This is a genomic window from Pseudoduganella namucuonensis (genome assembly GCF_900116645.1).
In the GTDB taxonomy this organism is placed as follows: Bacteria; Pseudomonadota; Gammaproteobacteria; order Burkholderiales; family Burkholderiaceae_D; genus Rugamonas; species Rugamonas namucuonensis.
The window spans coordinates 20,672-33,374 of sequence record NZ_FPBO01000022.1; the positions used below are offsets into that span (position 1 = coordinate 20,672).

At 66.2% G+C, this 12,703-nt stretch carries 11 protein-coding genes; 6 read left to right on the forward strand and 5 right to left on the reverse strand.

Features of this window, described 5'->3' with window-relative positions; genetic code table 11:
* Window positions 1-32 precede the first annotated feature (32 nt).
* Together BM436_RS21360 and BM436_RS21365 are read right to left on the reverse strand one after the other, a co-directional pair.
* Entirely contained in the window at window positions 33-1,217 is a 1,185-nt protein-coding gene (locus BM436_RS21360; protein ID WP_093557561.1) for an isovaleryl-CoA dehydrogenase, read from the reverse strand.
* Between the two features lie 119 nt (window positions 1,218-1,336).
* Window positions 1,337-1,747, reverse strand: a complete 411-nt coding sequence (locus BM436_RS21365) for a MerR family transcriptional regulator (protein WP_093557562.1) — start codon at window positions 1,745-1,747, stop codon at window positions 1,337-1,339.
* A 128-nt stretch (window positions 1,748-1,875) separates the two neighbouring features.
* Between BM436_RS21365 and BM436_RS21370 the strand changes: the two genes are divergently transcribed.
* The 3 genes from BM436_RS21370 (at window position 1,876) to BM436_RS37180 (ending at window position 3,913) form a co-directional block, all read left to right on the forward strand.
* On the forward strand, window positions 1,876-2,934 hold the full coding sequence (locus BM436_RS21370) for an MBL fold metallo-hydrolase (protein WP_093557563.1): 1,059 nt from the start codon (window positions 1,876-1,878) through the stop codon (window positions 2,932-2,934).
* A gap of 211 nt (window positions 2,935-3,145) precedes the next feature.
* Window positions 3,146-3,553 carry a hypothetical protein gene (locus BM436_RS21375; RefSeq protein WP_093557564.1) on the forward strand — a complete coding sequence of 136 codons (408 nt, stop codon included), beginning with the start codon at window positions 3,146-3,148 and terminating at the stop codon, window positions 3,551-3,553.
* Between the two features lie 189 nt (window positions 3,554-3,742).
* Window positions 3,743-3,913, forward strand: a complete 171-nt coding sequence (locus tag BM436_RS37180; RefSeq protein ID WP_177307406.1) for a hypothetical protein — start codon at window positions 3,743-3,745, stop codon at window positions 3,911-3,913.
* Window positions 3,914-3,999: 86 nt separating this feature from the next.
* On the opposite strand, the gene BM436_RS21380 is transcribed toward BM436_RS37180, so the two are convergent.
* From BM436_RS21380 to BM436_RS21390, 3 genes are all read right to left on the reverse strand, one after another.
* A complete protein-coding gene (locus tag BM436_RS21380) occupies window positions 4,000-4,593 on the reverse strand; it encodes a UbiX family flavin prenyltransferase (protein ID WP_093557565.1) in 594 nt (197 codons plus the stop codon).
* Window positions 4,586-4,897 carry a Grx4 family monothiol glutaredoxin gene (gene grxD, locus BM436_RS21385; protein WP_093557566.1) on the reverse strand — a complete coding sequence of 104 codons (312 nt, stop codon included), beginning with the start codon at window positions 4,895-4,897 and terminating at the stop codon, window positions 4,586-4,588. The genes BM436_RS21380 and grxD overlap by 8 nt, the downstream gene beginning before the upstream one ends.
* Before the next feature lie 262 nt (window positions 4,898-5,159).
* Window positions 5,160-7,520, reverse strand: coding sequence for a Tex family protein (locus tag BM436_RS21390; protein WP_093557567.1), 2,361 nt, complete (start codon window positions 7,518-7,520; stop codon window positions 5,160-5,162).
* A gap of 230 nt (window positions 7,521-7,750) precedes the next feature.
* Here BM436_RS21390 and BM436_RS21395 point away from each other — a divergent pair, with 230 nt between their 5' ends.
* From BM436_RS21395 to BM436_RS21405, 3 genes are all read left to right on the forward strand, one after another.
* Window positions 7,751-10,873: a DEAD/DEAH box helicase gene (locus tag BM436_RS21395; RefSeq protein WP_093557568.1), complete on the forward strand. Its 3,123-nt coding sequence runs from the start codon at window positions 7,751-7,753 to the stop codon at window positions 10,871-10,873.
* A 4-nt stretch (window positions 10,874-10,877) separates the two neighbouring features.
* On the forward strand, window positions 10,878-11,921 hold the full coding sequence (locus tag BM436_RS21400) for a PAS domain-containing sensor histidine kinase (RefSeq protein WP_093557569.1): 1,044 nt from the start codon (window positions 10,878-10,880) through the stop codon (window positions 11,919-11,921).
* Window positions 11,922-12,013: 92 nt separating this feature from the next.
* Window positions 12,014-12,694, forward strand: coding sequence for a response regulator transcription factor (locus BM436_RS21405; RefSeq protein ID WP_093557570.1), 681 nt, complete (start codon window positions 12,014-12,016; stop codon window positions 12,692-12,694).
* Window positions 12,695-12,703: the final 9 nt, after the last annotated feature.

A 12,703-nucleotide genomic window follows, 5' to 3' on the forward strand; every position in this document is an offset into this window, starting at 1 on the left:
ACTTGCCGGCCAGCCGCGCTCCGCCCGCTCCGCTATTTCGTTTCCGCGAACAGTTCGCGGCCGATCAGCATGCGGCGGATCTCGCTGGTGCCGGCGCCGATTTCGTACAGCTTGGCGTCGCGCCACAGGCGGCCGACCGGATACTCGTTGATGTAGCCGTTGCCGCCCAGCGTCTGGATCGCCTCGCCGGCCATCCAGGTCGCCTTTTCGGCACTATACAGAATCGCGCCGGCGGCATCCTTGCGCAACTGGCGCACGGCCTCCGGTGTGGTGGCGCGGTCACAGGCCTGGCCGACGGCGTAGACATAGGCCTTGCACGCCATCATGGTCGAGTACATGTCCGCCAGCTTGCCCTGCATCAGCTGGAACTCGCCGATGGGCTGGCCGAACTGCTTGCGGTCGTGGATGTAGGGCACCACCGCGTCCATGCAGGCCTGCATGATGCCCAGCGGGCCGCCGGACAGCACGGTGCGCTCGAAGTCCAGGCCGGACATCAGCACGTTGACGCCCTTGCCCAGGCCGCCCAGCACGTTCTCGGCCGGCACCTCGCAGTCCTCGAACACCAGCTCGCCCGTGTGCGAGCCGCGCATGCCCAGCTTGTCCAGCTTTTGCGCGATCGAGAAGCCCTTGTAGCCCTTTTCGATCAGGAAGGCGGTCATGCCGCGCGGGCCGGCCTCCAGGTCGTTCTTGGCGTAGACCACCAGCACGTCCGCGTCCGGGCCGTTGGTGATCCACATCTTGGTGCCGTTCAGCACCCAGCGGTCGCCCTTGAACTCGGCGCGCAGCTTCATGCTCACCACGTCCGAACCGGCGTTCGGCTCGGACATCGCCAGCGCGCCCACGTGCTCGCCCGAGATCAGCTTGGGCAGGTACTTCCGCTTCTGCTCCTCGGTGCCGTTGCGCTTGATCTGGTTGACGCACAGGTTGGAGTGGGCGCCGTACGACAGGCCGACCGAGGCCGACGCGCGCGAGATCTCCTCCATCGCGACGATGTGGGCCAGGTAGCCCATGTTGGCGCCGCCGTATTCCTCGGAAACGGTGATGCCCAGCACGCCCAGGTCGCCCATCTTGCGCCACAGGTCCATCGGGAACTGGTCGCTGCGGTCGATCTCGGCGGCGCGCGGCGCGATCTCGGCGGCGGCGAATTGCTGCACGGTTTCGCGCAGGGCGGCGATGTCCTCGCCGTGGTCAAAGGTCAGGCCTGGAAGATGGAGCATGTCGTCCTCGTATTCTGTTGGGATGGAATGGAACGCTAATAATACGCCTATGTGACGTTTACGTAAACGTAAAGTAACCGCCGCGCGACACCGGCGGCCCGGTGCCGCCGCGCGGCGGCCTAGGCCGCGTCCCCGTCCGGCGCCGGCTCGCCGATGGCGGCCAGCAAACGCTTGCAATCGTCCTCATGCGCGGTGATCTCCGCCAGGGTCATTTCGATATCCTCGCGCTGCTGCTCCAGCGTTTCGCGGTGCTGGCCCAGCACGCCCAGGAAACGGTGCATTTGCGCGCTGGTGTCCTTGGGCGACTCGTACATGTCCACCAGGCTCTTGATCTCGGACAGCGACAGCCCCAGGCGCTTGCCGCGCAGGGTCAGCTTCAAGCGGGTGCGGTCGCGCGCGGTGTAGACGCGGTTGCGGCCGCCGGCGCCCTCGCGGGTCGGGCTCAGCAGGCCCTGGTCTTCGTAAAAGCGGATCGCGCGCGCCGTGACGTCGAATTCGCGGGCCAGTTCGGTGATGGTATAGGTCGGCATCTTGATTGCGGTAGTCGGTGGGGGGACGTCGCGGCGCGCTTGCGGCTAGAATGGCCGTAACGCTTCCGTTTACGTAACGTCAATCGCATTGTAGCGCGCCCGCTCCGTTGTGAACATGAAAGAGCAAAATGAACCCGCTTGAATCCCAATTGCGCTACCCGCTGGGCGACGCCCTGCCGGACACCGGCCAAGCGCTGTCCCTGGCGCCCGGCGTGGCCTGGCTGCGCATGCCGCTGCCGTTCGCGTTGGACCACATCAATCTCTGGCTGCTGGCGGACCGCCATCCCGACACCGGCGCGCCGGGCTGGAGCGTGGTCGACTGCGGCGTCGCCACCGACGCCACCCGCGCCGCCTGGGACGAGGTGTTCGGCGGCGCGATGGAAGGCCTGCCGCTGCACCGGGTGTTGGCCACGCATTGCCATCCGGACCATGTCGGCCTGTCGGACTGGCTGTGCCGCCGCTTCCAGGCGCCGTTCTGGATCACGACCGGCGAATACGGCTACGCGCGCATGCTGGCGGCGGCCCTGCCCGGGGTCGACGGCGCCGCCGCGCTGCCGCATTTCCGGCGCCACGGCCTGGCCGACCCGGCCATGCTGGAGCGATTGGGCGGCAGGCGCGATTACTACCCCTCGCTGGTGCCGGCCGTGTCGGAGGCGTACACGCGCATGCAGGACGGACAGTCGGTGGCCATTGGTGACCATCAATGGCGGGTCGTCACCGGCTTCGGCCACTCGCCCGAGCACGCCTCGCTGTACTGCGCGGACCTGAACCTGCTGATCTCCGGCGACATGGTGCTGCCGCGCATCTCCACCAACGTCTCCGTGTTCGCGGTGGAGCCGGAGGGCAATCCGCTGCAGCTGTACCTCGATTCCCTGTCGAAATACGCCGGTCTGCCGGAGGACGTGCTGGTGCTGCCCTCGCACGGCAAGCCCTTCCGCGGCCTGCACACCCGCATCGCCCAGCTGCGCCAGCACCACGTCGAACGCCTGGCCGAGGTCATGGACGCGTGCCGCGAGTGGCGCACGGCGAACGACATCGTGCCGCTGATGTTCCGCCGCCCGCTGGATGCACACCAATGGGGCTTCGCGCAGGGCGAGGCGCTGGCCCATCTTCACAAATTGTGGCGGGATGGTATCGTGCGACGTGAAACCGCTAGTGACGGCATCATACGTTTCAAAATGGGATAGGATGATGGACCGGACGAACGTTCAATCCACCGACAGCCCCCTGAATACAATTTTCCACATTCGCGCATCCTTGACATAAAATTTGGCGCACTGCGGCCCGCCAAACCGGCTCAGCAAGGGAGAATTGTTAAATCTTAAATTCTTGATTGTCATAATCGCTTGGACCGGCCGAGAGACTGACATTCATGCTGCGACATGAAATAGTGCAACTATGAATTCTTCGAATGAACGCGAAAGCTTTAGCCAGCGCTTGCAGCAGGCACTGAAAAACGCCCACTACTCCCCCGATAGTCCCACCCGCCTGGCGCGCGAATTTAACATTCGCTTCGATGGCCGCCCCATCACGGTGCACGCGGCCCGCAAATGGCTGGTCGGCGAGGCCATTCCCACTCAGGAAAAGCTGCGCATGATCGCGCAATGGCTGGGCGTGCCCGCCGATTGGCTGCGCTTCGGCGGCCCCGAATCGGCGGCCCCGGCCGGCGAGGGCGGCAACGGCCTGTCCCGCTTCGAATCGGCCGACGTCAAGCTGATCGCCGATTTGCAGCGCCTGGACGAGCACCACCGCCAAATCGCCCGCGAATTTATCCGCATGCTGGTGCGCGTCAATTACCAAAAGTAACAAAAAAGAACGATCGTTCTTGATTCATTGCTAAATAGTGGCCGGAATGCGGAAACATTCCGGCCTAAGCTTTTAGCCACCGAATGTTTGGCTCCGATAGCAAATCGTCATAGTTCCGACACAGAATTAGTGCACAATAGGGGAATGCAACCCGCATGCTTTTTCACGGAGTACGCATTGAGCCGCTTGATGAAGAACAACTACAGCAATGTAGCGCAGCTGAAAGACCTGATGACCGCCCCGCCGATGACGGCGGCCCGCCACGCGGAGGTTTTACGCAAGCGGATAGCCCAGCGGCGCATGCTGGAAGAGGTGCGGGAACTGAAGCGTGCCAGCGGCACGCTGTTCGACAAGGGTTAATAAGCAATTGCTGCAAAATGAGCGTGGCTAGGCGCGGCGACGAAGACAGTGCGCCTGCACGGCTAGGAGCCGCAACAACGCCACGGTCATTTTGAAGCGGTTGCTGTCAGGCCGTCCCAGCGGGGCGCCAGTTGATGCTCGACGCCGAACAGGTCGAGGACGCGGGCCACCGTGTGATCCACCATCTCGGCGATCGATTGCGGCCGGTGGTAGAAGCTGGGCAGGGGCGGGAAGACGATGCCGCCCATCTCGGTGACGGCCGTCATATTGCGCAAGTGCGCCAGGTTGAATGGCGTTTCGCGCACCATCAGCACCAGGCGGCGGCGCTCCTTCAGTGCCACGTCCGCCGCGCGCGCGATCAGATTGTCCGACAGGCCGTGGGCCACGGACGCCAGCGTCCGCATCGAGCAGGGCGCGATCACCATCCCGTCCGACTGGAAGGAACCGCTGGCGATGCTGGCGCCGATATTGTGTTGCTTGTGGACCACGTTGGCCAGCGCCTCGACCTCCTTGCGCTGCAGCCCGGTTTCCTGGTGCAGGGTCAGCACCGCCGCGTCGGACACGACCAGATGGGTCTCCATCCCGGGCAGCGTTTTCAACACTTGCAGCAGCCGGACGCCGTACACCGCGCCGGTGGCGCCGGTGATGGCGACAACCAGCCGCCGCGGACGATCAGGCATCCAGCAGGGCCTTCAATTCGCCGGACTCGAACATCTCGTTCATGATGTCCGAACCGCCGATGAACTCGCCCTTGATGTACAGCTGGGGGATGGTGGGCCAGTTCGAGTACTCCTTGATACCCTGGCGCACTTCCGGATCGTCCAGCACGTTCACGGTGGCGATGTTCTCGACGCCGCAAGCCTTCAGGATCTGGATCGCGCGGCCGGAAAAGCCGCACTGCGGGAACTGGGCGGTGCCCTTCATGAACAGGACCACGGGCGTGTTGGACACGGTCTCTTTGATCCAGGTTTGTACGTCGCTCATAACAGCCTCAGGGGGAAAAATGAAAGATGCCGACATTTTATAAGAAAACGCCGACCCGAGTACGCCCCCGGAAAAGCGCCCAGGGCTATTTTGTGTCCCGGGCAATAATAGCCCTGGGCGGTTTGTGCGGATATCCGCGGCTTTCGCCGCGCCGCGCCCTCTGTGAGCAGGCAGTCGGCGCGTAAAGCGCCCAGGGCCATTTTTGCTTGGCGGATAAAATAGCCCTGGGCGCTTTTCGGGGGGGCGGAGGGGGAGGCGGGGGTTAGCCGCGCAGCTTGGCGAAGGCGGCGGCCATGCTGCCGCCCATCGCCGGTTCGCGCGTTTGCTGCCGCTTTTGTTGTTCGTGCTGTCCCATGGCGCGGCGGTCGTTGCGGTCGGCGCGCTGCTCGGGCTTCGAGCCCGCCGCCGGCGCGCTGTCCGTCAGCCGCATCGTCAGCGCGATGCGCTTGCGCTTGGGGTCGACCTCCAGCACCTTCACCTTCACCACCTGGCCCGCCTTCACCACCGTGTGCGGGTCCTTCACGAAGGTGTTCGACAGCGCCGAGATGTGCACCAGGCCGTCCTGGTGCACGCCGATGTCGACGAAGGCGCCGAACGCGGCCACGTTGGTCACCACGCCCTCCAGGATCATGTCCGGCCGCAGGTCGCCGATCTCTTCCACGCCCTCTTTGAACGTGGCGGTGGTGAACTCGGGACGCGGGTCGCGCCCCGGCTTCTCCAGCTCCTTCAGGATGTCGGTCACGGTCGGCACGCCGAACTTGTCGTCCGCGTATTTCGCCGGATTGAGCGTCTTGATCAGCCCGGTGTCGCCGATCACGGCCTTGATGTCCTTCTTGATGTCGCCCAGGATCTTTTGCACCAGCGGGTACGATTCCGGGTGGACCGCCGACGCGTCCAGCGGGTTCTCGCCGCCCATCACGCGCAGGAAGCCGGCCGCCTGCTCGAAGGTCTTGTCGCCCAACCGCGGCACGTCCCGCAGCCCGGCGCGCGAGGTGAACGCGCCCTTCAGGTCGCGGTGGCTGACGATGCTTTGCGCCACGCTGGCCGACAGGCCGGACACGCGCGCCAGCAGCGGCGCCGACGCGGTGTTGACGTCCACCCCCACCGCGTTCACGCAGTCCTCGACCACGGCGTCCAGCGAGCGCGCCAGCTGGGTCTGGCCGACGTCGTGCTGGTATTGCCCCACGCCGATCGATTTCGGGTCGATCTTGACCAGCTCGGCCAGCGGATCCTGCAGCCGGCGCGCGATCGAGACGGCGCCGCGGATGGACACGTCCAGGTCCGGCAGCTCGCGCGAGGCGAACTCGGAGGCCGAGTACACGGAAGCGCCCGCCTCGGAGACGACGATCTTGGTCAGCTTCTGCTCGGGGTGCATCTTGATCAAGTCCTGCGCCAGCTTGTCCGTTTCGCGCGAGGCGGTGCCGTTGCCGATCGAAATCAGGGACACGTTGTGCTTGGCGGCCAGCTTGCTCAAGGTGTGCAGCGCGCCGTCCCAGTCGTTGCGCGGCTGGTGCGGGTAGATGGTGGCGGTGTCGACCACCTTGCCGGTGGCGTCCACCACGGCCACCTTGACGCCGGTGCGCAGGCCCGGGTCCAGGCCCATGGTGGCGCGCTGGCCGGCCGGCGCGGCCAGCAGCAGCGCCTTCAGGTTGGTGGCGAAGACGTTGATGGCGTCGGTCTCGGCGCGCTCGCGCAGCGCGCCCATCAGCTCGGTCTCCAGGTGCATGAAGCTTTTCACGCGCCAGGTCCAGCGCGCCGTGTCGCACAGCCACTTGTCGGCCGGGCGGCCGGCGCTCTTGATGCCGAAACGGGCGGCGATGCGGCTTTCGCAGGGATTGTGCGGCGCGTCCCACTTCGGCTTCTCGGCCTCCGTGTCCAGCCGCAGGGTGACGTCCAGCATGCCCTCGCGGCGCCCGCGCAGCAGGGCCAGCGCGCGGTGCGACGGCACCTGCGCCACCGGTTCCGAATAATCGAAGTAGTCGGCGAACTTTTCGCCCTCCTCCTGCTTGCCTTCCACGACTTTGGACTCAACTACACCATGTTCCTGCACGTACTCGCGCAGCGACTGCAGCAGGGTGGCGTCCTCGGCGAAGCGCTCCATCAGGATCTGGCGCGCGCCGTCCAGCGCCGCCTTGGCGTCGGCCACGCCCGGATTGTTGCCGCCGTCGGCGTTGGTGAAGGCCTCGCGCAGGTATTTCGCCGCCTCCGCCTCCGGGTTCAGCGTGGGATCGGCCAGCAGGTCGTCGGCCAGCGGCGCCAGGCCCGCCTCGATGGCGATCTGGGCCTTGGTGCGGCGTTTTTGCTTGTAGGGAAGATACAGGTCTTCCAGGCGGGTCTTGTCCTCGGCGTGCATGACGGCGCCCAGCAGTTCCGGCGTCATCTTGTTCTGTTCGGTGATCGAGGCAACGATGGCGGCGCGGCGGTCCTCCAGCTCGCGCAGGTAGCGCAGCCGCTCCTCGAGCAGGCGCAGCTGGATGTCGTCCAGGCCGCCGGTGGCTTCCTTGCGGTAACGGGCGATGAAGGGCACGGTGGCGCCCTCGTCGAGCAGGGCGACGGCGGCGGCGACCTGGACCGGCTTGGCGGCCAGTTCCACGGCGAGACGTTGTTCGATGGTAGGTAACATGGGCTATTCCTCAACAGACAAGCCCGGAATCATACGCGGTGCGGCACGCCGCGCCAACTTGGAAGTGCATGGGCGATATGGCACAGCCGGCATGATGTTTCACGCCGGATACGTATCTTGATCGTTAATTCACGACTATGTTCGAAGAAACACAAACAAGAATCCGCTTAAAACGGATAATATTGCATGTTGCAGTTTTTGAACCGTCTTCACCGTAAGCTATGCGCACTATGGATTTGACCCGCGACGAAACCCGCGAAACCACCACCGCCCCCGCGCCGGCACCGGCGACGGCCCCGGCTCCCCAGCTGCCGTACGCCGTCGTCACCTGGCTGCAGCGGGTGGACGCCGCTGCGCATCCGAAACCGAAACTGGCCGCCCCCGAGCCGGATCCGAAGCAGCCGCAGACCCAATACCGCCTGATCTACGTGCTGGCGCCCACCAGCGGCGGCCGCCACGTGGCGCTGTGCCTGTACAAGGCGCGCCTGCGGCCGAACGGCGACGTGGCCGCCGCCACCCCGGTCAGCGAGGTGTTTTCGCTGCTGTCGGCGCCGCCGAACTTCCTCGAGCCCAGCGACGACGACTTGATTCGTTTCTTTGTGGCAATGCGCAGCGGTCCGAACTCGCAGACCGGCAGCGCCACCGAGCCGCGCGGCAAGATCGGCGCGGCGCTGCTGCAAATGCTGTCCGACCAGGACAAGCTGCTGTGGGCCAATTCCTGGTCCGACGTCGGCAACGGCCTGGTGTATCCGATGAAGGCCGGGCCGCTGCGCCAGGCCAACCTGGCGTGGCGCGAGGAGGGCAAGGGCCTGCGCCTGGGCTGGACCGTGGAGCCGCCCGAGGGCGCGCGCCACCACGGCGCCGACCAGATCGACTACATGCTGCCCACCGATCCGCCCTGGTACATCGACAACCTGTCCTGTGGTGTGCTGAACCTGAACCAGGGCGGCGCCGAGATCCCGCTGGCCGACCTGCAGGCGCTGGTGGCGCAGGCCCCGCTGCTGACCAGCAACGACAAGCTGCGCGTGTCGCAGCTGCTGCTGGCGCACGGCCTGCAGCAGCTGATGCCGCTGCCGCAGCCGCTGCCGCAGCGCATCCGCCAGGACGTGACGCCCAAACCCATCCTGGCGCTGGACGCGGCCATGCTGGCCGACGGCCCGCACCAGCGCTGGCACGACTACGCCGTGCTGTCCTACGACTACGACGGCGAGCGCGTGTCCTTCGACCCGTCGCAGCGCGTGGTGCGCCAGCGCGGCGAGGTGACCGAGGTGATCCAGCGCAACGAACAGGCCGAGGCCGACGCCCTGGCCGCGCTGACCGCGCTGGGCTTCCGCAAGCCGAACGCGCTGCCGCTGTCGTCGGTGCGCGGCGGCCTGCTGCTGGCCAGCCAGGCCGACTGGCTGCGCTTCGCCGCCGACGGCATCGCCGAGCTGCGCGCCCACGGCTGGCAGGTGGAAAAGACCTCCAAGTACCGCTACGACGTGAACGCCGTCGACGCCTGGTACGCCGAGGTGGAGGAGGACGACGCCGACGGCGGCCACGCCTGGTTCGAACTGGAACTGGGCATCGTGGTCAACGGCGAGCGCGTTCCGCTGCTGCCGGTGCTGGTGCAGATGATACGCAACGCGCCGCTGGACTTCAGCCCGAAAACGCTGGCCGGCCACGCCGAGGAGGACCAGATGCTGGCCACGCTGGGCGACGGTTCGCGGGTGGCGCTGCCGTGGAACCGGGTCAAACCCATCCTGGCCACGCTGGGCGAGCTGTATTTCAGCGACAAGATCAAGCACGCGGTGCGCATGGCCACCCTGGACGCGGCCCGCCTGGACGAGCTGGCCCGCACGGTCGAGTTCGAATGGACGGGCGGCGACGAGCTGCGCGAGATGGGCCGCCGCCTGAACCAGTTCAACGCCGTCAAGCGCGTGCCGACCCCGGCCGGCCTGCGCGCCACGCTGCGCGACTACCAGGCCGACGGCCTGGCGTGGATGCAGTTCCTGCGCGAGTACGGCCTGGCCGGCATCCTGGCCGACGACATGGGCCTGGGCAAGACGGTGCAGACCCTGGCCCACATCCTGGTCGAGAAGGAGGCCGGCCGGCTGACGCACCCGGTGCTGGTGATCGCCCCGACCAGCCTGATGGGCAACTGGCAGGACGAGGCGGCGCACTTCGCCCCCGACCTGCGTGTGCTCTTGCTGCAAGGCAAGGATCGCATGCAGCAGTTCGACCAGATCGACCAGTCCGACCTGGTGCTGACCACCTACGCGCTGCTGCCGCGCGACGAGGAAAAGCTGCGCGAGCACGAGTTCCACATCGTCATCCTGGACGAGTCGCACTACATCAAGAACACCCGCTCCAAGGCGGCCCAGAGCGCCGGGCTGCTGAAGGCGCGCCACCGGCTGTGCCTGTCCGGCACGCCGCTGGAGAACCACCTGGGCGAGCTGTGGTCGCAATTCCACTTCCTGCTGCCGGGCCTGCTGGGCGACGAGAAGTCGTTCAACGCCCAGTTCCGCCACCCGATCGAGCGCCAGGACGACCCGCTGCGCCGCATGCTGCTGAACCGCCGCATCCGGCCTTTCCTGCTGCGCCGCACCAAGGACAACGTGGCCAAGGAGTTGCCGGCCAAGACAGAAATGGTGCGCAAGGTGGAATTGACGGGCGCCCAGCGCGACCTGTACGAGACCGTGCGCCTGGCCATGGACCAGAAGGTGCGCGAGGAAATCGACCGCAAGGGCGTGGCGCGCAGCCAGATCGTGATCCTGGAGGCGCTGCTCAAGCTGCGCCAGGTGTGCTGCGACCCGCGGCTGGTGAAGTCGCTGCCGTCCAAGAAGCAGACCGCCGGCTCGGCCAAGCTGACCGACCTGATGCAGATGGTCGAGGACTTGCTGGAGGAGAACCGCAAGATCCTGGTGTTCTCCCAGTTCACCTCCATGCTGGAGCTGATCGAGGAGGAACTGGAGCTGCGCAACATCCCGTACGCGCTGCTGACCGGCGAGACCAAGGACCGCGGCGCGCAGGTGGCTGCGTTCCAGCAGGGCGCCGTGCCGATCTTCCTGATCAGCCTGAAGGCCGGCGGCGTCGGCCTGAACCTGACGGCGGCCGACACCGTCATCCACTACGACCCGTGGTGGAACCCGGCGGCGGAAAACCAGGCCACCGACCGCGCCTGGCGCATCGGCCAGGACAAGCCGGTGTTCGTCTATAAACTGATCGCCAAGGGCACGCTGGAGGAGAAGATCCAGGTGCTGCAGCAGAAAAAGTCGGACCTGGCGCAATCCGTGCTGGCCGAGGGCGAATCGCAGAAGATGGCGCTGACGCAGGAGGATCTGCAGCAGATCTTCGCGCCGCTGGCGGACTGACCCCATGTCCGACGACGCCCTCCACCGCCAGATTCTCGACAACAGCGGCGAAGTCCACTGGATGCTGGACTGCGCCACCGGCCGCCTCATGTACCTGAGCCCGGCGGCCGGGCGCCGCTACGGCTACACGCTCGAGCGCGCCCAGGCGCTGGCCGACACGCTGACGGCCGGGTTGCCGCAGCGGCTGGAGCGCTTCGCGGCGGGCGACCGCAGCCGGCTGCGCGTGACGCGCGAGCTGGAGTTGCCGCACGCCGACGGCCACCTGGTCCCGGTCGACATCGAATCGGTGCTGGTGCTCGACGAACTGGGCGGCCCGGTGGCGCTGACCGGCTCGGTGCGCGACGCCAGCGAGCGCCAGGAATGGCGCGCGCAGCAGAAAAAATTCGCCTCCATGCTGTCACACGAATTCCGCACGCCGCTGTCCACCATCGACGGGGCGGTGCAGCGCCTGGAGATGACGGGCGCCCACCACGACGAGGCCACCCGCAAGCGCTACACCAAGATCCAGACGGCGGTCGACCGCCTGCTGGCCATGCTGGACGAGTACCTGTCGCCGGAGCGGCTGGCCAGCATCGGCCGCAAGCGCCAGCCCAACGAGGTCTCGCCGCTGGCGCTGCTGGAGACGGCCGCCGAGCAGGCGCGGCCGCGCCGGGCCGCGATCCGGGTGCAGGCCGAGGGCATGCCGCAATGGTTGCGCTGCGATCCGGCCGGAATGCGGCTATGCTTGGAACTGTTGATCGATAATGCAATAAAATATACGGATGATAATACCGAGATAACACTGATCGGTAAAAAAGCAACAGAGGGCGGCATTGAATTCGCGGTATCCGACCAGGGCGCTGGCATTGCGGACGATGAAGTGGGTAAGCTGTTCGACAAGGGCTTCCGGGGCCGCGCGGCCGTCGCCGGCGCGCGCGCGGTTCCCGGCTCCGGACTGGGCCTGTACATGGCGCGGGCCGTGGTGGAGGTGCACGGCGGCACGCTGACGGTTGAAAACTTTTCTGAAAGCGGCAAGAAATTCAGGATTTGGTTACCCATTCCCGTGTGAACCGGGAAATCCCTTGCGCCACACTGATGCAACCGTGATAATTCTCACACGCAAGCCCAGGCTTGCAACTAATTAGAGATTGGCGCTTCACAATGACGCAGATACTGATCGTGGAAGACAATCTGGACTACGCCGAGGAAATGGCGGAATTCCTGACTGAGCTTGAACACGAAGTGCATATCACCAACAACGCCGGCGAAATGTGGTCGGCGCTCAGCCAGGGCAACGTGGGCGTGGTGGTGCTCGACCTGGGCTTGCCGGACGAGGACGGGTTCAACGTCATCCCCCGCATGCGCCAGCTGTATCCCCAGATCGGCCTGCTGGTGCTGACCGGCCGCGTCGCCTTCGACAACCGCATCCTGGGCCTGCGCCTGGGCGCCGACCACTACCTCACCAAGCCCATCAAGTTCCCCGAACTGGCCGCCCACATCGAGGCGCTGGACCGCCGCGTGGGGCCGCAGGAAACCGTCCCCCTGCCCAGCAAGTGGACCCTGCGGGTCAGCGCGCGCCAGCTCGAGCTGCAGGGCCAGGCCATCACGCTGACCGAAAAAGAGTGCAACTTCCTGCACTTGCTGACGATCAACACCCGGCCCGTGCCGCGCCAGGTGATCGTGGCCGGCATCGGCGGCGACGATCCGGACGCCGGCCGCCGCGTCGACATGCTGGTCTACCGGCTGCGCAAGAAGGCGCGCAGCGGCCTGGGCCAGGACCTGCCCCTGCGCAGCGCCTACGGCGAGGGCTACAGCCTGTCCGCCAGCTTCAACATCTCCTGAGTTCCCGCG